Annotated in this window: 17 protein-coding genes; 11 read left to right on the top strand and 6 right to left on the bottom strand. The window is 72.0% G+C overall.

Annotated elements, in window-relative coordinates; genetic code table 11:
- The first annotated feature begins 17 nt into the window (after nucleotides 1-17).
- Nucleotides 18-1,307 (top strand): ATP-dependent Clp protease ATP-binding subunit ClpX, encoded by a 1,290-nt coding sequence (gene clpX / locus ABZ495_RS23815; protein WP_030397392.1) that lies wholly within the window; start codon nucleotides 18-20, stop codon nucleotides 1,305-1,307.
- Nucleotides 1,308-1,386: 79 nt separating this feature from the next.
- Here clpX and ABZ495_RS23810 read toward each other — a convergent pair whose 3' ends face one another.
- Together ABZ495_RS23810 and ABZ495_RS23805 are read right to left on the bottom strand one after the other, a co-directional pair.
- The gene (locus tag ABZ495_RS23810; RefSeq protein WP_359811629.1) at nucleotides 1,387-2,199 is read right to left on the bottom strand and encodes a hypothetical protein; all 813 of its coding nucleotides are present in this window, start codon (nucleotides 2,197-2,199) and stop codon (nucleotides 1,387-1,389) included.
- A 97-nt stretch (nucleotides 2,200-2,296) separates the two neighbouring features.
- Entirely contained in the window at nucleotides 2,297-3,151 is an 855-nt protein-coding gene (locus ABZ495_RS23805; protein ID WP_359837914.1) for a hypothetical protein, read from the bottom strand.
- A gap of 212 nt (nucleotides 3,152-3,363) precedes the next feature.
- Here ABZ495_RS23805 and ABZ495_RS23800 point away from each other — a divergent pair, with 212 nt between their 5' ends.
- Both ABZ495_RS23800 and ABZ495_RS23795 read left to right on the top strand, forming a co-directional pair.
- On the top strand, nucleotides 3,364-5,976 hold the full coding sequence (locus ABZ495_RS23800; protein WP_359811638.1) for a valine--tRNA ligase: 2,613 nt from the start codon (nucleotides 3,364-3,366) through the stop codon (nucleotides 5,974-5,976).
- A 315-nt stretch (nucleotides 5,977-6,291) separates the two neighbouring features.
- Nucleotides 6,292-6,819, top strand: coding sequence for a hypothetical protein (locus ABZ495_RS23795; protein ID WP_329487637.1), 528 nt, complete (start codon nucleotides 6,292-6,294; stop codon nucleotides 6,817-6,819).
- A gap of 28 nt (nucleotides 6,820-6,847) precedes the next feature.
- Here the strand turns inward: ABZ495_RS23795 and ABZ495_RS23790 are convergent, their stop codons facing one another.
- The 3 genes from ABZ495_RS23790 to ABZ495_RS23780 all read right to left on the bottom strand — a co-directional run bounded on the left by ABZ495_RS23790 (nucleotide 6,848) and on the right by ABZ495_RS23780 (nucleotide 11,231).
- On the bottom strand, nucleotides 6,848-8,383 hold the full coding sequence (locus ABZ495_RS23790) for a glycosyl hydrolase family 18 protein (protein ID WP_359837912.1): 1,536 nt from the start codon (nucleotides 8,381-8,383) through the stop codon (nucleotides 6,848-6,850).
- A 165-nt stretch (nucleotides 8,384-8,548) separates the two neighbouring features.
- Entirely contained in the window at nucleotides 8,549-9,691 is a 1,143-nt protein-coding gene (wecB, locus tag ABZ495_RS23785; protein ID WP_359808010.1) for a UDP-N-acetylglucosamine 2-epimerase (non-hydrolyzing), read from the bottom strand.
- Between the two features lie 106 nt (nucleotides 9,692-9,797).
- Nucleotides 9,798-11,231: a glycosyltransferase family 2 protein gene (locus ABZ495_RS23780; RefSeq protein ID WP_359837910.1), complete on the bottom strand. Its 1,434-nt coding sequence runs from the start codon at nucleotides 11,229-11,231 to the stop codon at nucleotides 9,798-9,800.
- 174 nt (nucleotides 11,232-11,405) lie between these two features.
- Between ABZ495_RS23780 and ABZ495_RS23775 the strand changes: the two genes are divergently transcribed.
- The 8 genes from ABZ495_RS23775 to rodA all read left to right on the top strand — a co-directional run bounded on the left by ABZ495_RS23775 (nucleotide 11,406) and on the right by rodA (nucleotide 20,205).
- A complete protein-coding gene (locus ABZ495_RS23775; RefSeq protein ID WP_359837908.1) occupies nucleotides 11,406-12,797 on the top strand; it encodes a folylpolyglutamate synthase/dihydrofolate synthase family protein in 1,392 nt (463 codons plus the stop codon).
- Between the two features lie 2 nt (nucleotides 12,798-12,799).
- Entirely contained in the window at nucleotides 12,800-13,144 is a 345-nt protein-coding gene (locus ABZ495_RS23770) for a DUF4233 domain-containing protein (RefSeq protein WP_329487632.1), read from the top strand.
- A gap of 109 nt (nucleotides 13,145-13,253) precedes the next feature.
- Nucleotides 13,254-13,667 carry a nucleoside-diphosphate kinase gene (gene ndk, locus ABZ495_RS23765; RefSeq protein ID WP_329487631.1) on the top strand — a complete coding sequence of 138 codons (414 nt, stop codon included), beginning with the start codon at nucleotides 13,254-13,256 and terminating at the stop codon, nucleotides 13,665-13,667.
- 309 nt (nucleotides 13,668-13,976) lie between these two features.
- Nucleotides 13,977-15,002 carry a rod shape-determining protein gene (locus ABZ495_RS23760; protein ID WP_305067939.1) on the top strand — a complete coding sequence of 342 codons (1,026 nt, stop codon included), beginning with the start codon at nucleotides 13,977-13,979 and terminating at the stop codon, nucleotides 15,000-15,002.
- A 93-nt stretch (nucleotides 15,003-15,095) separates the two neighbouring features.
- A complete protein-coding gene (mreC, locus tag ABZ495_RS23755; RefSeq protein ID WP_359837906.1) occupies nucleotides 15,096-16,049 on the top strand; it encodes a rod shape-determining protein MreC in 954 nt (317 codons plus the stop codon).
- A gap of 3 nt (nucleotides 16,050-16,052) precedes the next feature.
- Nucleotides 16,053-16,694, top strand: coding sequence for a rod shape-determining protein MreD (gene mreD / locus ABZ495_RS23750; RefSeq protein WP_329487629.1), 642 nt, complete (start codon nucleotides 16,053-16,055; stop codon nucleotides 16,692-16,694).
- A gap of 53 nt (nucleotides 16,695-16,747) precedes the next feature.
- Nucleotides 16,748-19,009 carry a penicillin-binding protein 2 gene (gene mrdA / locus ABZ495_RS23745; protein ID WP_329487628.1) on the top strand — a complete coding sequence of 754 codons (2,262 nt, stop codon included), beginning with the start codon at nucleotides 16,748-16,750 and terminating at the stop codon, nucleotides 19,007-19,009.
- Complete coding sequence (rodA, locus tag ABZ495_RS23740) at nucleotides 19,006-20,205, top strand: rod shape-determining protein RodA (RefSeq protein WP_352289164.1); 1,200 nt, start codon at nucleotides 19,006-19,008, stop codon at nucleotides 20,203-20,205. The genes mrdA and rodA overlap by 4 nt, the downstream gene beginning before the upstream one ends.
- A gap of 76 nt (nucleotides 20,206-20,281) precedes the next feature.
- Here the strand turns inward: rodA and ABZ495_RS23735 are convergent, their stop codons facing one another.
- Nucleotides 20,282-21,586, bottom strand: coding sequence for a M14 family zinc carboxypeptidase (locus ABZ495_RS23735; protein WP_329487626.1), 1,305 nt, complete (start codon nucleotides 21,584-21,586; stop codon nucleotides 20,282-20,284).
- Nucleotides 21,587-21,751: the final 165 nt, after the last annotated feature.

Here is a 21,751-nt window from a genome sequence, read left to right as displayed (position 1 = left end):
CGAAGGGGAAGCACCTCGTGGCACGCATCGGAGACGGTGGCGACCTGCTCAAGTGCTCGTTCTGCGGCAAGTCGCAGAAGCAGGTGAAGAAGCTGATCGCCGGCCCAGGCGTGTACATCTGCGACGAGTGCATCGACCTGTGCAACGAGATCATCGAGGAGGAGCTCGCCGAGACCTCCGAGGTGCGTTTCGAGGAGCTCCCGAAGCCGCGCGAGATCTACGAGTTCCTGGACCAGTACGTGGTCGGCCAGGACCTCGCCAAGAAGGCGCTGTCGGTGGCGGTGTACAACCACTACAAGCGCGTGCAGGCGGGCGAGGCCGGCCGCAGCGGCGGCAACGGCCGTGAGGACGCCATCGAGCTGGCGAAGTCCAACATCCTGCTGCTCGGCCCGACCGGCTCCGGCAAGACGCTGCTCGCGCAGACGCTCGCCCGGATGCTGAACGTGCCGTTCGCGATCGCCGACGCCACCGCGCTGACCGAGGCCGGGTACGTCGGCGAGGACGTCGAGAACATCCTGCTGAAGCTGATCCAGGCGGCCGACTACGACGTCAAGAAGGCCGAGACCGGGATCATCTACATCGATGAGATCGACAAGGTCGCCCGCAAGAGCGAGAACCCGTCGATCACCCGGGACGTCTCCGGCGAGGGCGTGCAGCAGGCCCTGCTGAAGATCCTGGAGGGCACCACCGCCTCGGTGCCGCCGCAGGGCGGGCGCAAGCACCCGCACCAGGAGTTCATCCAGATCGACACCACCAACGTGCTGTTCATCGTGGGTGGCGCGTTCGCCGGCCTGGAGCGGATCATCGAGGGCCGCGCGGGTGCCAAGGGCATCGGCTTCGGCGCGAACATCCGCTCCAAGCGGGAGCAGGACGCCAGCGACCACTTCCGTCAGGTGATGCCGGAGGACCTGGTCAAGTTCGGCATGATCCCGGAGTTCATCGGCCGCCTTCCGGTGATCACCAGCGTGCACAACCTCGACCGCGAGGCGCTGCTGCAGATCCTCACCGAGCCGAAGAACGCGCTGGTCAAGCAGTACCGCAAGCTCTTCGAACTGGACGGCGTCGAGCTGGAGTTCTCCCGCGACGCGCTGGAGGCGATCGCCGACCAGGCGATCCTGCGCGGCACCGGCGCGCGCGGCCTGCGGGCCATCATGGAGGAGGTGCTGATGTCCGTGATGTACGAGGTGCCCTCGCGTCAGGACGTCGCCCGCGTGGTGGTCACCGGGGACGTCGTCTCCAAGCACGCCATTCCCACGCTCGTCCCGCGTGACATGATCAAGCGGGAGCGGCGCGACAAGAGCGCCTGACCTTCCGCGTGAAAGGGCCCCCGGAGACCGTCGGTCGGTCTCCGGGGGCCCTCGCGTTCCGCGCCGCGGGCGGAGGAGGTTACTTCGCCACCTCGGCGACCGCGCGCAGGTCGCGGGCGTCGGCCGCGAGCTTCTCCAGGTCCGGCGCCTTGCCGTCCTCGGGCGCCTGCATCAGCAGCACCAGGGTGCTGTTGTCGGCCCAGGCGCAGATGCCCAGGTCGGTGCCGGACTGGGTGGCCTTGGCGCACTCCATGGTGCCGCCCTTGGAGCCGGCGTCGACCGCGTGCCGGTCGGTGACGGTGGGGCCGCCGGACGAGAAGCCCTTGAACATGGCGTCCAGCTCCTGCTTCGGGAGCAGCACCTTGCCGTAGCCGCCGACCACGATGAGCTGGGGCTCCTCCGAGGAGTCCTGGTAGACGGCGCTGACGCCGGTCGGGTTCCAGGCGCCGTCGCCCTTGCCGAACTCGGAGGTGATCTCCTTCTCCATCGCGTCGGCGATCTCGTTGTCGGTGTCCTTCGTGAGGTCCTTGAAGGTGGCCGGCAGGACGATCTTCTGGGTGCCCGCGTTGGACGTCACGTCGAAGACGAAGTAGGCGAGACCGCCGCCGATCAGCGCCAGCACGCCGACGAACACGCCGAGCAGGATCCAGAGCGTCTTGCGGGACTTGCGCGGCGGAACCGGGGCGTACGCGCCGTAGCCCGGGTAGCCGGGCTGGCCCTCCGCCGGCGGGAAGCCGGGCGGCGTGCCCTGCGGCGGGACGGCGCCCCAGGCCTGGTCGGCCGGGGGCGGCGGGGGCGTCGCGCCGTAGCCGGGCTGGGGCGGCACGGGAGCGCCGCCCTGGGGCTGTCCGGCGGGCGGCGGCGGGGCTCCGTACGGGGTCTGATCGGTCACGATGGCCCTTTCTGGGGACGGGAGGGGACGGGACGGCGGACGTGACGCACTCCCACCCGGAGCCGGGTGGCAGGTGTGAGGGTGAGCGGCGCCGGGGCTACTTGGCGGCGACCATGGCGGAGCGGATCGCCCGGGTCTTCTCGGCGGCCTGGGCCGGGGTGAGCGCGGTCTGGGCGGCGCCGGTGAGGCTGGCCTTCAGGAAGGAGACCCGGGCCGTGGTCGACTTGTCGGCCCAGATGCAGACGGTGGACTGCGACTTGCCGCCGAGCACGCCGTAGACGCCGCAGGAGAGCTTGGCCGAGGAGTTGTGGCTGTCCTGGGCCGGGAACTCCGCCAGCGGGGTGGTCCAGCTGCCGCCCTCACCGGGCTTCTCGGAGTCCTTCATGATCTTGTCCGGGTCGTCGAGGTTCCCGTAGACGCCGATCACGCTGATGGTGTCCAGCGGGTCCGCGCCCTTGGCGTAACTGGCGACCAGCACGTGCAGGTCGGTGCCGAGCTTGGAGGTCTCGGCCTTGCTCGGGTCGGCGGCCTGCTCCTTGGCGGACTTCTGGGTGTAGCCGTCCGGCAGCGACTGGGCGGCGGTGATCTTGTACTTCCCGCCGGTGTCCCCGCCGAGGACCTTGTAGAGGCCGAAGCCGCCGCCGCCCAGCACCAGGGCCCCGATCACCAGGCCGACCACCAGCCCGGCCCTGCTCTTCTTCGGCGGCGGCGCGACCGGGTAGCCGGGCGCGCCGTACGGGGCCTGCGGCGCCGCCGCGCCGTAGGGCGGCTGCGGGGCGCCGTACGGGGGCTGGGGCGCGCCGTACTGCGGGGCCGGGGCCCCCTGCTGCGGATAGCCGTACTGCTGCGGCGGCTGGCCGTAGGGCGGCTGCGGCTGCGGTGCGCCGTAGGGCTGCGGTGCCCCGTACGGCTGCGGCTGACCCTGCGGATACTGCTGACCCTGGCCGTACATCTGCCTGTGCTCCCCCGCCGCGCCCGCGGCCTGTCGTGATGAAGTCCTCCGTGTCCCTACCAAGGACCGGACGATTGTGCGGGCACGTTATCGCACAGGGCCGACGGCCCGCCCGGGCCGGGCGCGAGGGGCCCGGACCGAAAGCGGTTCGTAACCCACGTCCCCAGGTACGTAAACTGTGCGTCGTGACCGACACCACGAACCAGCGCCCCGTGAGCACTCACGCCGGGGACGACGCAGCCACCCTCCCGACGACCTACGCTCCGGCGGACGTAGAGGGCGAGCTGTACGAGCGCTGGGTAGAGCGCGGTTACTTCACGGCCGACGCCAAGAGCGACAAGCCCCCGTACGCCATCGTCATCCCGCCGCCGAACGTCACGGGCAGCCTCCACCTGGGCCACGCCTTCGAGCACACGCTGATCGACGCCCTCGTCCGCCGCAAGCGGATGCAGGGCTACGAGGCCCTCTGGCAGCCCGGCATGGACCACGCCGGCATCGCCACCCAGAACGTCGTCGAGCGCGAGCTGGCCAAGGAGGGCAAGTCCCGCCACGACCTCGGCCGGGAGGCCTTCGTCGACCGGGTCTGGCAGTGGAAGGCGGAGTCCGGCGGCCAGATCTCCGGTCAGATGCGCCGCCTCGGCGACGGCGTGGACTGGTCCCGCGAGCGCTTCACCATGGACGAGGGGCTCTCCCAGGCCGTCCAGACCATCTTCAAGAAGCTCTTCGACGACGAGCTGATCTACCGCGCCGAGCGCATCATCAACTGGTGCCCGCGCTGCCTCACCGCGATCTCGGACATCGAGGTGGAGTACCAGGACGACGACGGCGAGCTCGTCTCCATCCGCTACGGCGAGGGCGACGCCTCGATCGTCGTCGCCACCACCCGGGCCGAGACGATGCTCGGCGACACCGCCGTCGCGGTCCACCCGGAGGACGAGCGCTACCGCCACCTGGTCGGCACCGAGATCGAGCTGCCGCTGACCGGCCGCCGCATCCCGGTCGTCGCCGACGCGCACGTCGACCCGGAGTTCGGCACCGGCGCCGTCAAGGTGACGCCGGCCCACGACCCGAACGACTTCGAGATCGGCCAGCGCCACGGCCTGCCGTCGATCGCCGTCATGGACGAGCACGCGGTCATCACCGTGCACGGCCCGTTCCAGGGCCTGGACCGGCTGGAGGCCCGCTCGGCCATCGTCGGCGCGCTGCGCGCCGAGGGCCGGATCGTGGCGGAGAAGCGGCCGTACGTCCACTCGGTCGGCCACTGCTCGCGCTGCAAGACCACCATCGAGCCGCGGCTGTCCATGCAGTGGTGGGTCAAGGTCGGCCCGCTCGCCCAGGCCGCGGGCGACGCGGTCCGCGACGGCAAGGTCAAGATCCACCCGCAGGAGATGGAGAAGCGCTACTTCGACTGGGTCGACAACCTCCACGACTGGTGCATCTCGCGCCAGCTCTGGTGGGGCCACCGGATCCCGGTCTGGTACGGCCCGGCCGGCGAGATCGTCTGCGTCGGCCCGGACGAGCAGCCGCCGACCGGTGAGGGCTGGCACCAGGACACCGACGTCCTGGACACCTGGTTCTCCTCCGGCCTGTGGCCCTTCTCCACCCTCGGCTGGCCCGAGCAGACCGACAGCCTGGCGAAGTTCTACCCGAACGCCGTCCTGGTGACCGGCTACGACATCCTCTTCTTCTGGGTCGCCCGGATGATGATGTTCGGCCTCTACGCGATGGACGGCACCCCGCCGTTCCACACCATCGCGCTGCACGGCATGGTCCGTGACCAGAACGGCAAGAAGATGTCGAAGTCCTTCGGCAACGTGGTGAACCCGCTGGACTGGATGGACAAGTACGGCTCCGACGCGCTGCGCTTCACGCTGGCCCGCGGCGCCAACCCGGGCGTCGACGTCCCGATCGGCGAGGACTGGGTCCAGGCGGCCCGCAACTTCGCCAACAAGATCTGGAACGCCACCCGCTTCGCGCTGATGAACGGCGCCACCGTCGAGGGCCCGCTGCCCGCGCCGGAGGAGCTGACCGCGGCCGACCGCTGGATCCTGTCCCGGCTGAACAGCACGGTCGCCGAGGTGGACGCGCTCTACGAGGACTACCAGTTCTCCAAGCTGTCCGAGGCGCTCTACCACTTCGCCTGGGACGAGGTCTTCGACTGGTACGTCGAGCTCTCCAAGACCACCCTCGCCAAGGGCGGCCCGCAGGCCGACGCCGCGCGCCGGGTGCTCGGCGAGGTCCTGGACGTCACGCTGCGGCTGCTCCACCCGATCGTCCCGTTCGTCACCGAGACCCTGTGGACGACGCTCACCGGCGCCGAGTCGGTGGTCATCGCCGACTGGCCGGCGGACAGCGGCTACCGCGACGCGGCGGCCGAGGCCGAGATCGCCACGCTCCGGCAGGTGGTGACCGAGGTCCGGCGCTTCCGCACCGACCAGGGCCTGAAGCCGGGTCAGCGGGTCCCGGCCCGGCTGGAGGTGGCCGGTACCGTGCTGGCCGTCCACGAGGACGCGATCCGCTCGCTGCTGCGGCTGACCGCTCCCGAGGAGGGCTTCTCGGCCACTGCCTCGCTCCCGGTCGCGGGCGCGACCGTGCTGCTGGACCTCTCCGGCACCATCGATGTCGCGGCGGAGCGCAAGCGCCTCGCCAAGGACCTCGCGGCCGCCGAGAAGGAGAAGGCCCAGACGGCCGGCAAGCTCGGCAACCAGGCGTTCCTCGCCAAGGCGCCGGACGACGTGGTCGCCAAGATCCGGACCCGTCAGGAGGCCGCCGAGGCCGACATCGTCCGGATCACCGCTCAGCTCGCGGCGCTGCCGCAGGCCTGACCGGCCGGCTCACCAGGGGCCGCACTCCGCCGACGCGGAGTGCGGCCCCTCGGCGTTCGCGCGGGCTTTCGGCCGGGCGCCGGCCTGGGCGGCGGGAGCGCTCCGGCCGGCCGCTCCGGCCGAACGATGAAAGGGGCCCTCTAATAGCCCAGTGCCATTGCTCTGTTCCGGCGAATATTCATCATGGACCGGGTGAAGTCCTATTCCGCCCGAATTCATTCCGGTCTTGCCCGCGCGGGTTCGCGGAAGTTTGCAGGTCGGCTGTGTACGGTGTGACGGAGTTTCGCCAGCCGACGACCGACGGGAGGGCATGGCGTGATGGTGACCGAGAAGTTGGCCGACGAACTGCCGGTGGAAGCGGTCCAGGAGGCCAAGGGCAGGGCGGCGACGCTGCTGCTCGCGTTCCGGCACGGGAACCAGCTCGCCTTCGACCACGCGCTGGACCGGCTCTTCGAGGAGCACGCGGAGCGCGAGGTGACCACCCTGCTGGCCTGGATCGCCGCCGAGGCGGTCCGCAAGGCGTACGCGCCCGAGGTGGGCGACCGGGTGCTGCACGCGATGGCCCGCCGGGCCCCGGCCGACTGCGGTGCGGTGGCGGTGGACGAGGACACCGCCGACGCGGCCCGCCTGATCGAGGCGGTGGCGGCGGGCGAGGTGACCGAGGTGCGCGGCCTGGTGGCCGCCACCGCCGACACCACCTTCCTGCTCGGCGGCCTGCTCCAGGGCGTCGCCATGATGCTGCCGCTGCTGCCCGAGGGGGAGCTGGCCGAGATCACCGCCGAACTGCGGCGCCGGCACTGCGGCCCGTGCCCCGAGATCCCGGAGGCCCGGGCCGGGGTCTGAGGCCCGGCCCGGGTCCACGGGGCCGCGCCTACGGCATCGCGTGCAGGTGCGAGCCGACGGTGCCGGCGATGCCGCCGCCGGCCTTGGCGTCCCAGTTGGTCGACCAGGTCATCGCCCCGCCGATGCCGGGCCACTTGGTGTCGGGCTTGAAGCTCCCGCAGTTGGTGCCGGCGGCCAGGCAGTCCAGGGCGTTGTTCACCACGGACGGGCTGACGTACCCGCCGCCCGCCGCGCTGGTGGAGGCGGGCACCCCGAGCCCGACCTGGTCGGGCCGCAGTCCGCCCTTGAGCTGGATGCAGGCGAGCGCGGTCAGGAAGTTGACGCTGCCCTGCGAGTACACCTGCCCGTCGCAGCCGAGCATCGCGCCGGAGTTGTAGTACTGCATGTTGACGATGGTGAGGATGTCCTTCACGTTCAGCGCCAGCTTGAAGTACTCCATCCCGGTCGACTGCATGTCGATGGTCTGCGGCGCCATGGTGAGGACGAACCCGCTGCCCGCCTTCGCCGCCAGCGCGTGCAGGGCCTGGCCCATGTAGGTGGCGCTGACGCCGTTCTCCAGGTCGATGTCGATCCCGTCGAAGCCGTAGCTCTGCATCAGGGCCCAGGCGGTGTTGGCGAAGGTGGTGGCCGAGGCGGAGCTGTTCACCGAGACGGTGCCGTTCTGGCCGCCGATCGAGAGCACCACCTTCTTGCCGGCCGCCTTCTTGGCCGCGATGTCGGCCTTGAACTGCGCGTCGGTGTAGCCGCCGAGCTTGGCCGACAGGGCCGGGTCCAGGGTGAAGCTCAGGCCCCCGGGTGTGCCGGTGGCGTCCGCGAAGGAGACCGCGATGATGTCGTACGCGGCCGGGACGTCGCTGATCCGCTGCACCGTGGCGGTGTTGTCGAAGTTCTGCCAGTAGCCGGTGAGCAGGTGCTTGGGCAGCCCCGGCCGGGTCGGCGTGACCGTCGGCGTCCCGGTGGGCGTCTGGGTCGGGGTCGGGGTCGTGGTCGGCGTCGCGGTGGGGGTCGCGGTCCCGGTCGGGGTGGGCTTCGGGTCGCCCGGCCCGATCAGTGAGACGTCGTCGGCCAGGTAGGAGGGCTGGCCGTACCAGCCGTGCAGGTAGACCGTGACGCTGGTGGTGGCGGCCCCGGTGGTGAAGGTGGTGGAGAGCTTGGACCAGCCCGCCGAGTTGGTCCAGGTGCCGGGGTCCGTGCCGCCGGTGCCGCGGGCGCCGAGGTAGACGTAGGAGCCCTGCACCCAGGCGCTCAGGGCGTACGTGGACGAGGGCTTCACGGTGACGGTCTGGGTGCACTCGCCGGTGTCGCCCGAGCCCGGGGTGGCGCGCAGCGCGTACGAGCCGGAGTGGACGGTGGCGGTGTCCGCGGCGGCGCCGGACGGACAGGTCCAGTGGCCGAGGTGGTCGGCGGCCTCGAAGCCGCCGTTGTCGATCACGTCGACGTCGGCGGTCGCCGCGCCGGAGGCGCTGGTGGCGACGACCAGGCCGCTCAGGCCCAGGGCGATCGCCGAGGCGCCGGCGAGCAGGGTGTGGACGACGCGGGCGCGCCGGTGTCGGGCAGGTGGCATGACTCCATCTCCTGTGGGGGGAGACCGTCGGCTCACGTGGGGGAGAGCCGTCCGGCTGTCGCTGGTGCGGGAGCTACCGACATCTCAAGTCCCTGTCGGGGGAGGAGACTTGCCCTCACAAGGTGGAGTAGACCAATCCGGCTGTCAAGAGTGCCTGTCCGGGCGTCAGGCGGCGGCGGGCTCCGACCGCGCGGCGAGCCCTGCCGTGAGCCGGGCGATCCGGGCGGAGGCCAGGCCGTCGCCGTACGGGCTCGGGGTGGCCGCCAGCCGGGCGAGCCGCTCGGGGGTGTCGGCCAGCCAGGTCCGGGCCAGCCCGCCGAGCTCCTCGCCGGGGGCGACCAGGGCGGCGAACCCCGCGTCGACGGCCTCCGGGCGTTCGGTGGAGCGGCGCACCACCAGCAGCGGGCGGCCGAGTACGGTGCACTCCTCCTGGACCCCGCCGGAGTCGGAGACCAGCAGTGCCGCGTGCCGGGCCAGGCCCAGGAACTCCGCGTACCCGACCGGCGCGGTCACGGCGATCCGCTCCAGCAGGCCGTCCAGCGCGAACCGCTCGACGGCGGCCGCGGTCCGCGGGTGCATCGGGAACAGGACGGGGGTGCCGGCCCGGGCGATCCGGTCCAGTTCGGCGAGGACGGCGCCCAGGGCCTCGGCGCTGTCGGTGTTCTCCGGCCGGTGCACGGTGGCCAGGACGTAGCCGTCCGGCTCCAGCCCGTGCGCGGCCAGCAGCGCGGCCCGGGCGGCCCGGTCGGGCAGCCGGCGGTGGACCACCTCGACGACGGTGTTGCCGGTGACGGTGATCCGTTCCTCGTCCAGCGACTCGGCGCGCAGGTTGGCCGCGTTCTCCGCGGTGGCGGCGCAGAGCAGGTCGGAGACGTGGTCGACCATCACCCGGTTGTGCTCCTCGGGCATCGCCCGGTCGAAGCTGCGCAGCCCGGCCTCGACGTGCACCAGCGGGATCTCCCGGGCGTTGGCGGCCAGCGCGCCGGCCAGGGTGGCGTTGGTGTCGCCCTGGACGACGACGGCGGCGGGCCGGTCCTCGGCGAAGGCGGCGTCCAGCTGGCCGAGCGACTGGGCGATCTGGCCGGCCCGCGGGCGGCCGCCGACCCCGGTCAGCAGCTCCGGCCGGGGCAGGTCGAGGTCGCGCAGGAAGCGGCCGGACAGCGCCTCGTCCCAGTGCTGGCCGGTGTGCACCAGCCGGGTCGCGGCGCCGAGCTCGTGGATCAGCGGGGCGAGCTTGACCAGCTCGGGGCGGGTGCCGAGGACGACGGCGACACTGGCGGGCGGCAGCGGGGGAAGGCACGGGGACACGGTGGAACTCCGGACGGGTCTGGGCGGGACGGCGGGATCGCCTGCGGGCATCGAGGGTGTCGAGGACGTCGAGGCGCAAGCGGGTGGAGGGCGGAGCCGGCGCGGCTCAGGCTTCGAGGGCGGTGGGGGCGCCCACCGCGACCTTCTCGGCGTTGCGCCTGGTCTTGGCCCAGCCGTTGCGGCCGAGCAGTAGGCGGACGGCGGCCCGGGCGGCGACCAGGAACAGGTGGTAGGCGTAGAGCCAGACCAGGACGCCCCAGAGCAGGCCGGTGAGCCGGCTCCGGTCGGGGTGCACGCGCCGGCGGTAGGCGAAGCCCCAGAGCACCATCGGCAGCGTCGCGATCACGAAGGCGGCGGCCATCAGCGGCCCGAACCGGGCCTGGAAGTCGACGGTGTCCTCGGGGAACAGCGCCAGTCCGGCGGCCGTGATCCCGAGCGACAGCGGGGTGAGCACCACCAGCAGCACGCAGACCACCGGCTGCAGGAAGGTGTACAGCACCTCGGCCTTGCCGGCCCAGGGGTAGTGCGGCGAGCGCAGCACCCGCCCGGTGTAGCGCAGGCACTGCATGTTGCCCTGGGCCCACCGGGTGCGCTGGGTGAGGAAGCGGCGGAGCGAGACCAGCCCCTCCTGGGACACCCGGGCCTCCGTCACGTGTGTCAACCGCCACCCGGCCAGCCGCAGTTCGAGACCGGACTCGTAGTCCTCCAGGAGGGCCCGCTCCGGCCAGGGGCGGCCCTCGCGGCCTTCGTCGGCGGTGAGCGAGTCCAGCGCGGTGAGCCGGACGAACTGGCCGTTTCCGCCGAGACCGACGCTGCCGGTGCGCCGGCGCAGCAGCTGCATGCCGGCGTTGTTGGCCTGGAACTCGACGTCCTGCATCCGGACCAGCGCGCGGGCCAGCGCGTTGGCGGTCCGGCCGCGGCCGGGCAGCGGCCGTTCGTCGTCCGCGTTGCGCATCCGGACGCCGATCTGCACGGCGCCGGTGTCGGGGCGGGCCAGCGCGTGGTCGGAGCAGACCAGGCCCAGGGTGCCCGGCTCCAGCTCGCCGTCGGCGTCGACGACGCCGATGATCACCCGGGCGCGGTCGGCGTCCTCGGGCAGCCAGGCGTCGACGCTCCGGTAGGCGGCGTTGAGCGCGGCGCCCTTGCCGATCCGCGCGTGCGGACGGCGGCGCTGGACGAGGTGGATCCGGTCGTCCCGCTCCGCGGCGGCCAGGACCAGCTTGCGGGTGCGGTCCTCGCTGTCGTCGTCGATCACCCACAGGTGCGCCTCGGGGGCGGCGGCGCGCAGTCCGGCGAGGGTCTGGGTGACGACGGCCTCCTCGTCCCGGCAGGGGATCAGCAGGTGCCACTGGAAGGCGGCCGGATCGCCCGGCTCGGCGGGCCGGTCGTGCCGGAAGGCGTGCCGGGAGCCGGCCCAGTAGAGGAGGAAGCGGCCGAACACCAGGACCATGTAGGCGAGGAGCACCAGCGACAGCAGCTCGGCGAGCTGGACGACACCGCTCCGATGGACCAGGAACGACTCGCGCAGGGCGTCGGGCATGGGACTGTCCTCCTGGTGATCAAAGGTGATGCGTCTCCCTGGGGTGCGAATCGATGCTTCATTGCCGTCTGAACTCGCTGAATCAATAGTAAATCGGGTGAATCGGAAAGTCAGGGCAAAGTGGTGGTTCTCACCCCGTCGGGAGCGCGCGACGCCGCTCCGTAGACTGTGCTCGTGAGCGACAAGGCCGACCCGAACCCGTACACCCTCCGCCCCGCCGACGACGGCTCCGGCGACGCCCTGCGCGACGTCGAGGTGGAACTCTCCAAGCGCTGGCCTGAGAACAAGCTGGAGCCCTCGCTCGACCGGATCGAGGCGCTGATGGACATCCTGGGCCAGCCCCAGCGGTCCTTCCCCTCGATCCACATCACCGGCACCAACGGCAAGACCTCCACCGCGCGGATGGTCGAGCAGCTGCTCAACACCTTCGAGCTGCGCACCGGCCGCTACACCAGCCCGCACGTGGAGTCCGTCACCGAGCGGGTCAGCCTGGACGGCGCCCCGATCACCCCCGAGCGGTTCGTCGAGGTCTACCGGGACATCGAGCCCTACGTCCGGATGGTCGACGAGCGCGAGCCGGTCGCGATGTCCTTCTTCGAGGTGCTGACCGGCATGGCCTACGCGGCCTTCGCCGACGCCCCGGTGGACGTCGGCGTGATCGAGGTCGGCATGGGCGGCTCCTGGGACGCCACCAACGTGATCGACGCCGCCGTCGCGGTGATCGCCCCGATCTCGCTGGACCACACCGACAAGCTGGGCGAGACCACCGGCGAGATCGCGGTCGAGAAGTCCGGGATCATCAAGCCGGGCTCCATCGCGGTCGTCGCCCAGCAGCAGCTGGACGCCGCCCAGAACATCCTGCGGCGCGCCGTCGAGGTGGACGCGACGGTGGCCCGCGAGGGCATGGAGTTCGGGGTGATCCGCCGTGAGGTCGCCATCGGGGGCCAGCTGGTGACGCTGCGCGGGCTCGGCGGCGAGGAGTACACGGACGTCTTCCTCCCGCTGCACGGCGCCCACCAGGCGCAGAACGCGGCGCTCGCGCTCGCGGCGGTCGAGGCCTTCTTCGGTGTCGGCGGCGCGCGCGGCGGGCAGCTGGACGCGGACAAGGTGCGGCAGGCGTTCTCCGGCGTCGCCTCGCCGGGCCGCCTGGAGGTCGTCCGCCGCAGCCCGACCATCGTCCTGGACGCCGCGCACAACCCGGACGGCGCGCACGCCACGGTGGCCGCGATCGGCGAGTCCTTCGGCTTCACCCGGCTCGTCGGCGTGATCGGCACCAGCGGCGACAAGGACGTGGCCGGCCTGCTGGAGGCCTTCGAGCCGATCCTGGCCGAGGTCGTCATCACCCAGAACTCCACCCACCGCGCGATGGACGCGGACGCGCTGGCCGCGCTCGCCGTCGAGGTCTTCGGCGAGGACCGCGTCCAGGTCGAGCCCCGGCTCGACGACGCCATCGCCGCCGCCGTCACCCTCGCCGAGGAGGACGGGGACCTCGGCGGCGCCGGGGTACTGGTCACCGGTTCGGTCATCACGGTGGGCGAGGCCCGCCTGCTGCTCGGGAGGAAGTGACGATGAGGACGCTCTGTTCCTCGACGCTGATCGGCGAGGCGCTGCTGGCGCTCTTCGCCGGGCTGGTGGCCATGCAGCTGTCCGACGTGCCGACCGCCACCGTCTGGACCGTGACGGGCATCGCGATGGCGCTGTGCGTGCTGCTCTGCGGCATGATCACCCGCCCCGGCGCGGTCGCGATCGGCTGGGTGCTCCAGCTCGGCCTGATCGCCAGCGGCTTCATCCTGCCGACCATGTTCGGCCTGGGCGTGGTCTTCGCCGGACTCTGGTGGTGCTCGGTGCACTACGGCCGGAAGATCGACGAGTTCAAGGCCGCCCGCGCGGCCGGCGCGGTCCCGGCGGCATAGGGCCCGGGCTCGCCCAAGGCCCGCTGCTCACGCAAGGTAACCTCTGCGGTAGTCGCACTCCGCACCGCGAACCGGGTGCGCGCCGAACCGAATTCCCAGGAGACGCACCGTGTCCCAGCGCACTCTCGTCCTGCTCAAGCCCGACGCCGTCAAGCGCGGCCTGGCCGGCGAGATCATCAGCCGCATCGAGCGCAAGGCCGGCTGGCGGCTCGCCGCCGTCGAGCTGCGGACCTTCGACCGGGCGACGCTGGAGCAGCACTACGCGGAGCACGTCGGCCGCCCGTTCTACGAGCCGCTGCTGGAGTTCATGACCTCCGGTCCGTCGATCGCGCTGATCGTCGAGGGCGAGGAGGTCGTCCCCGGCATCCGGATGCTGGCCGGTGCGACCAACCCGCTGGAGGCCGGTGCCGGCACCATCCGCGGCGACTACGCGACGATCACCCGGGAGAACCTGATCCACGCCTCCGACTCCACGGAGTCCGCCGAGCGCGAGATCAAGATCTTCTTCCCGACGCACGCCTGAGAACCACCCAGGACCTTCGGGTGCCCCGGTCGGGACCATTGGCCCGGCCGGGGCATTCTTATCGTGAAATAGGGAACTGGGGACGCCGACACGGCGTCCCAATGCTCGGAGAAGCGATCACGCTCCGGACAATGGACGGTATGCCCCACGTCGACGTCCGTACTGGCGGGCGTGACTACGATGGACGCGACTCATGGGCCCGGTACGGCTGGTCAGCTCGTCTTCGCCCAAGCCGTGGGCGTGCTCCCTCGTCCACCCCCCGCAATGACTCCGAGCCCGGGAAGGCACCTACACCCCATGGCAACCAACCTGTCGTTCATCGGCCGCGATCTGGCGATCGACCTCGGAACCGCCAACACGCTGGTGTACGTCAGGGGCAAGGGGATCGTGCTCAACGAGCCGTCCGTGGTCGCGGTCAACACCAACACCGGCGGCATCCTGGCGGTCGGCGCCGAGGCCAAGAAGATGATCGGCCGCACGCCCGGCAACATCGTCGCCATCCGCCCGCTCAAGGACGGCGTGATCGCCGACTTCGAGATCACCGAGCGGATGCTCCGCTACTTCATCCTCAAGATCCACCGCCGCCGCTACCTGGCCCGCCCCCGCGTCGTGGTCTGCGTTCCCTCGGGCATCACCGGGGTCGAGCGCCGCGCCGTGATCGAGGCCTCCTCGCAGGCCGGCGCGCGCCAGGTGCACATCATCGAGGAGCCGATGGCGGCCGCGATCGGCGCCGGCCTGCCGGTCCACGAGGCCACCGGCAACATGGTGGTCGACATCGGCGGCGGCACCACCGAGGTGGCCGTGATCTCGCTCGGCGGCATCGTCACCGCGCAGTCGATCCGGGTGGCCGGCGACGAGCTGGACAACGCGATCGTCCAGCACATCAAGAAGGAGTACTCGCTCCTCCTGGGCGAGCGCAGCGCCGAGCAGATCAAGATGAGCATCGGCTCCGCCTTCGCGCTGGAGGGCGAGAAGGACGAGCACGCCGAGATCCGCGGCCGCGACCTGGTCAGCGGCCTGCCCAAGACCGTCGTCATCTCGGCGGCCGAGGTCCGCGAGGCCATCGACGAGCCGGTCAACTCGATCATCGACGCGGTCAAGACCACCCTCGACCAGTGCCCGCCCGAGCTCGCCGGCGACGTCATGGACCGCGGCATCGTGCTCACCGGCGGCGGCGCCCTGCTGCGCGGCCTGGACGAGCGGCTGCGCCGCGAGACCGGCATGCCGATCCACATCGCCGAGAACCCGCTGGACTCCGTGGCGCTCGGCTCCGGCAAGTGCGTCGAGGAGTTCGAGGCCCTCCAGCAGGTACTCGACGCCCAGCCGCGCCGTTAGCAGAGACGTCAGACCTTGTAGTCAACTGAACGGCCCCCGCCCGGGCCCACAGCCCGGGTGGGCGGCCAGGTACGAAGGGGCAGTACCAGCACCGTGAGGGACACACGAGAGAGCCGGCTGCTGCTCATCCTGCTGGTGGCCGTCGCCTTCGCGCTGATCACCGTGGACATCAAGGGCGGCGAGAGTTCGCCGCTCGGCGGCGCCCGGCGCGCCGCCGCAGGCGTCCTCGGCCCGGTCGAGCGCGGCGCCGCCACGGTGGTCGACCCGGTGGGCGACACCGTCCGCGCCTTCCGCGACGCCACCGGCCACAGCGGCCGCACCGACCAGCTGGCCCGCGAGAACACCGAGCTACGCCAGAAGCTGGCCTCCTCCGACATGGCCGGCGGACGCACCAAGCAACTCGACGACCTGCTGCGCACCGCCGGCTCCGGCGGGTACACCGTCAAGGCCGCCCAGGTGATCGCGATCGGGCCGGCGCAGGGCTTCTCCTGGACCATCACCATCGACGCCGGCGGTGACGACGGCCTCACCCGGGACATGACGGTGATCAACGGCCAGGGCCTGGTCGGCCGGATCACCACCGTCGCCCCGACCACCTCCACCGTCCTGCTCGCCTCCGACCCGGGCTTCAGCGCCGGGGCCCGGCTGGAGGGCACCGGGGAGATCGGCTTCGCCTCCGGCGGCGGCACCAGCGCGATGAAGGTCTCCCTGCTGAACGGCAAGGCCCAGGTGAAGGAGGGCGACCGGCTGGTCACCTTCGGCTCGCAGAGCGGCCGCCCGTTCGTGCCCGGAGTCCCGGTCGGCAAGGTGGTCCAGGTCGAGGCGACCCCGGGCCAGCTGACCAAGACGATCCTGGTCGAGCCCTTCGTCCAGTTCACCCGGCTCGACCTGGTCGGCGTGGTGGTCGTGCCGCCGCGCACCGACCCGCGCGACGCCGTCCTGCCGCCGGCCCCGGCCGCCCAGGGCCAGGCGGCGGCACCGGCCCCGGCCGCGCCCGCCGTCCCGGCCGCCGCCGCCCCGCCCGCCAAGACCACTGGGGGGAACTGAACCATGCGCCTCGCCCGCGTCCCCGTCACCGCCGTCCTCGTCCTGCTCGGCCTGATCCTTCAGGTCAGCGTCTTCGGCAGGCTCCAACTCCCGGGCGCCACACCGGACATACTGCTCCTCGTGGTGGTCGGCCTGGCGATGGTCTACGGGCCGACCGGCGGCTGCCTGGTGGGCTTCGCCGCCGGCCTGCTGGCCGACCTCGCGCCGCCGTCCGACCACGCGATCGGCCGCTACGCGCTGGTGCTCTGCCTGATGGGCTACGCCGCCGGACTGCTGCGCCCCGACCACGGCCGGCAGCGCTCGGTCTCCAGCGCGCTGCTGGTGGTGGCCGCCGCGGCGGTCGCCTCCACCCTGCTGTACGCGATGGTCGGCGCCCTGGTCGGCGACACCGCCGCCCGCCACGTCGGCCTCGGCAGCCTGGTGCTCACCGCCCTGCTGTACGACCTGCTGCTGGCGCCGTTCGTCGTCCCGGCGGTGATGCTGATCGGCCGCCGCTTCGGGCGCGACCCGGTGGCCGCCGCGGCCGGTGACGACGAGGGCGGCCCCGGGCTGGGCACGCTCGCCCGCTACCGGACGACCCGTGAGACCTCGTCCGGGCCGGGCTACAAGAAGCGGCGCTCGCTCGGCTTCGCCAAGCGGCCGTAGCCCCCGCCCCCGCCCATGAACCCCGGAACCCCGCACTCTGGAGCGCACGAGACGTGAGCAACATCCCCGAGACCGGCCGTACCCGGCGGGTGACGATCCGTCTGGTGGTACTGCAGATCCTGGTGCTGTCGCTGCTCGCCACCCTCGGTGGCCGGCTCTGGTACCTGCAGATCCGCAACGCCAGCGTCTACACCGCCAAGGCGACCGGCAACCACATCCGCGAGGTCGTCGAACCCGCCGTGCGCGGCGAGATCCTCGACGCCTCGGGCCGCATCCTGGCCGGCAACGAGACCCGGCTGGTGGTCTCGGTGAGCCGCACCTCGCTGCTCCAGCAGAAGGACGGCGGCAAGGCGGTGCTGGGCCGGCTCGCCGAGGTGCTCGGCATGCCGGCCAAGGACGTCCAGGAGAAGGTCCGGCTCTGTGACGCCAAGACGCCGCAGCCGTGCTGGAACGGCTCGCCGTACCAGCCGATCCCGGTCACCAAGGAGGCGACCACCCAGCAGGCGCTGCAGATGATGGAGCGCCGCGAGGACTTCCCCGGGGTGACCGCGCAGCCCACCGCCGTGCGCCACTACACCGGCGTCGAGGGCGCCAACATGGCCCAGGTGCTCGGCTACCTCTCGCCGGTGACGGACGAGGAGGTCAGCAAGACCGCCGACAAGACCGGCCTGGACCGCTACCTGCCGGCCGACCAGATCGGCCGCGCCGGCCTGGAGTCGGTGTACGACCGCGACCTGCGCGGGACGGCCGGGATCACCAAGCTGGAGGTGGACAACCTCGGCCGGGTGATCGGCAACGCCGGCATCGTCGAGCCGCAGACCGGCAACAACCTGGTGACCAGCATCGACGCCCGGGTGCAGAAGGTCGTCGAGGACAACCTGGCGCAGGCGATGAACGACGCCAGGAAGACCTTCGACAAGGTGACCAACCGCAACTACGAGGCCGACTCCGGCGCCGCGGTCGTCATGGACGTGCACACCGGGCGGATCGTGGCGATGGCCAGCGCGCCGACGTACGACCCCAACCTCTGGCAGGGCGGTATCTCCGGCAAGGACTACCAGGCACTGACCAGCAAGGACTCCAACTTCCCGCTGCTGAACCGGGCCATACAGGGTCAGTCCGCGCCCGGCTCGACCTTCAAGGTCATCTCCACCACCGCCGCCGTGCAGGCCGGCTACTCGCTGGACGGGACGTACCCGTGCCCGAAGAGCATGACCATCGGCGGCCGTGAGTTCAAGAACTTCGAGAGCGAGAGCTTCGGCTCGATCACGCTGGAGAAGGCGCTCGAAGTCTCCTGCGACACCGTCTTCTACGGGCTGGCCTACGACCAGTGGATGAAGGACGGCGGCATCAAGCCGAAGAAGGAGACCGCCGACTGGTTCTTCAAGACCGCCCACCAGTTCGGCCTCGGCGCCAAGACCGGCATCGACCTGCCCAGCGAGGTCACCGGCCGGGTGCCGGACCGGCAGTGGAAGCAGTCCTTCTACGACAACAACAAGGACGCCTGGTGCCGGCAGGCGGAGAAGGGCGGCAACACCTTCTCCGACCAGATCGCCCGGGAGAACTGCGTCGACGGCTACCAGATGCGCGCCGGTGACTCGGTCAACTTCGCGATCGGCCAGGGCGACACCCTCGTCACCCCGATCCAGATGGCCCGGATCTACTCGGCGCTCGCCAACGGCGGCACCTTCTACCGGCCGACCGTCGCCAAGGCGGTGATAAGCCCGGGCGGGGAGCTCGTCCGCGAGATCGCCCCGCACGAGGACGCCAAGTTCCCCGGCGACCAGAAGCTGCTGAGCTACATCGACCAGGCCACCGCGGGCGTCGTCACCAGCGGTACCGCCGCCTGGAAGTTCACCGGCGCCGGCTGGCCGCAGGGCAAGATCGAACTGCACGCCAAGACCGGCACCGCCGAGGTCGAGGGCAAGCAGACCACCTCGTGGCTGACCACCTACAGCGGCGACTACGCGGTCGTGATGACGATAAGCCAGGGCGGCACCGGCTCCGGCGGCTCCGGCGACGCGATCCGACGGATCTACCAGTCGCTCTACGGCGTCGACGACAAGGGCAACATCGACAACGGCAAGGCACTGCTGCCCAAGCCGCAGGCCGAGCTGCCGAAGTTCAACGCGGACGGCACCGCCATCATCAAGCCGGCCGGCTTCACCGCCGCCGCCGGGGACCCGGGTGTGACCGGCGGCTCGCCGCGGGTCTTCCTGGACCCGGCACCGCCGGCCGGCCCGCCGATCGCGCTCGCCGCGGTGGACGCCGCCGCCGTCGAGCCCAACCGGAGCACCGGAAGGAGCCGGACATGACCTCCTACGGCTCGTACCGCCAGCTGCGGCTCGCCCCGCAGCGCAGCGGGGTCTCGAAGGCCCTCGCCAAGGACTCCCCGCTCTGGCGGATCGACTGGATACTGCTGCTGGCCGCGATGGTGCTGTCGCTGGGCAGCTCGCTGCTGGTCTGGTCCGCCACCCGGGGGCGGGACTCGCTCACCCACGGCGATCCGCAGTACTTCCTGTTCCGGCACCTCACCAACGTGGTGATCGGACTGGTGCTGTGCGCGGTGGTGATAGGGATAGGGAGCCGGCGGTTCCGCACGGTGGTGCCGTTCCTGTACGTCGCGGTGATCCTGCTGCTGGTGGCCACGCTGAGCCCGCTCGGCTCGACCATCAACGGCCAGCACTCCTGGATCCAGCTCGGCGGCGGCTTCTCCGTCCAGCCGGCCGAGTTCGCCAAGCTGGCGATCGTGCTGGCGATGGCCGTGGTGCTGTCCGACCAGGTGGACGCGGGGGAGCGGGAGTTCCCCTCGCACCGGGCGGTCTTCCGCGGACTGGTCTGGGCCACCGTGCCGATGGCGATCGTGATGCTGATGCCGGACGCCGGGTCGGTGATGGTCATGGCCGTCATCGTGCTGGGCATCCTGCTCGCCTCCGGCGCGGCCAACCGCTGGGTGTTCGGGCTGATCCTGGCCGGCGTCGGCGGCTGCGTGGCGATCTGGAAGCTCGGGGTGCTGAGCAAGTACCAGATCGACCGCTTCGCGGCCTTCGCCAACCCGGCGCTGGACCCGTCCGGAGTGGGCTACAACACCGCCCAGGCCCGGATCGCGATCGGCTCGGGCGGGCTCACCGGCAAGGGCCTGTTCCACGGGACGCAGACCACCGGGCAGTTCGTGCCGGAGCAGCAGACCGACTTCGTCTTCACGGTGGCCGGCGAGGAGCTGGGCTTCCTCGGGGCGATGGCCATCATCGTGCTGCTCGGCGTGGTGCTCTGGCGGGCCTGCCGGATCGCCCGGCACGCCACCGACCTGTACGGCACCATCGTGGCCGCCGGAGTGGTCGCCTGGTTCGCCTTCCAGGGCTTCGAGAACATAGGGATGTGCCTGGGCATCATGCCGGTGGCCGGCATCCCGCTGCCGTTCGTCTCCTACGGAGGGTCGTCGATGTTCTCGACCTGGGTGGCGATCGGACTGCTGCAGGCGGTGCAGAGCCAGCGGCCGATAGCGGCCTGAGCGCACGGACGCACCGGCGGGGCCGGTCCGGGGTCACCCTCCGGACCGGCCCCGCCGCCGTGCGGGCGGCCCGCCGCTACCGGCTCCGGCCGCGCAGGCAGGCGGCCGCGGCGAGCACCGCGCGGGTCTGGTGGGCGGTCTGGACCTCCACCGGCACCCAGCGGGCGCCGAAGCGGTGGCGCAACTGGTCCAGGCTCTCGGTGACGATCCCCAGCGCCCGCTCGCGGGCGGCGTCCACGGCCGGACCCCCGGTGTCCGCCAGCAGGCGCAGCAGCACCGAGGCCACCCGCAGCGGGATCCGCGCGGCGGCGAGCCCGGCGGTGGTCACCCGGGAGACGGTGAGCGGCTGGGCGCACCACTGCTCCAGCCACTCGTCGGCGACCGGCGAGCAGACCGCCAGCGTGAACTCCACGGCGCGCACCATCGGGCCGTAGGCCCGGCGGGCGTGCGGCGGGACGTGCACGAGCAGGCCGGACAGCTCCTCGGCGCGGTCCCGCAGCACCCGGGCGGCGGTCCCGACCGCCTGCCGGACGGCCGGGTGCCGGCGGCCGTCCCCCACCGCGTCGACGGCCCACATCGGCACCTCCAGGACGGCCGTCACCCCGCCGTGGCGGCCGGCGTACGACCAGGTGGACAGCTCGGGCTCGTCCGGGAGCGCCCGGGACAGGCCGGAGCCGCCGGGCGCGGGCATCAGGTACGTCCCGGGGGCGGGGCTGGCCCAGCCGACCGCGTCGTACGAGTCGACGTCCAGCGGGACGGCGCCGCGCGCCGCCGAGCGGCCGAAGCGCTCGGACAGGCCCGGGACGGGCCCGGTGAGCTGCACGAAGGCGCCGCCGAAGTCCACGCCGTGCAGGGAGCACTGCAGGAACGGCCGCAGCTCGTCGATCAGACCGGTCAGCGCCAGGCTCTCCGGCATCGGCGCGCGGTCGGCGCCGGCGGGCGGCAGCAGCTCGGGCTGCTCCTCGAAGGAGGGCCGGAAGAAGTGCTCGTAGTGGCGGCGCATGGTGAGCGGGCCGTCCAGCCAGCCGGCGTTGAACGCGGCGCCGTCCGGGTCCAGGCAGGGCAGGATGTGCCAGGAGACGCCCGGCCGGGGCGGGTGGTCCAGCAGCCGCTCGGCCAGCCGCAGGGCGCTGCTGACGCCGACCGGCTCGTTGGGGTGCGGGCCGCCGACCACCAGGACGGCGTCCGGGCCCGCGTCCACGGAGAGCAGCAGCAGCGGGTGCCCGGCCCGGGAGCGGCCCACCTCCCGCAGCCGGCAGCGGCCCGGATGGCGGCGGGCGAGCCGGCGGGCCGCCGCCTCGGCGCGGGCCACCGTGAGGTAGCGGTCGGCCTGCTCGGGCGCGGGGTGGCACTGGGGCACCCGCCGGCCGGTGTCGGTCATGTCAGGAGGCCGGTGTCGGTGCCGTCGTGCATGGTCAACTTCCTTGTCCCGATGGCGTGCAGGGCCTCCCGGCGGAGCCCTGCCAGTACCGCATGGGCCGTCCGGGGCTGTCAACAGCCGATTCGACCCCCGCTCGGGGCCGGCCCAGGCCCGCGGCCGGCCGGA

It is taken from the genome of Kitasatospora sp. NPDC005748, from assembly GCF_040630735.1.
GTDB lineage: Bacteria > Actinomycetota > Actinomycetes > Streptomycetales > Streptomycetaceae > Kitasatospora.
The sequence above is the reverse complement of the archived record's forward strand: the minus strand, read 5'-3'. Positions and strand labels throughout refer to the sequence as shown.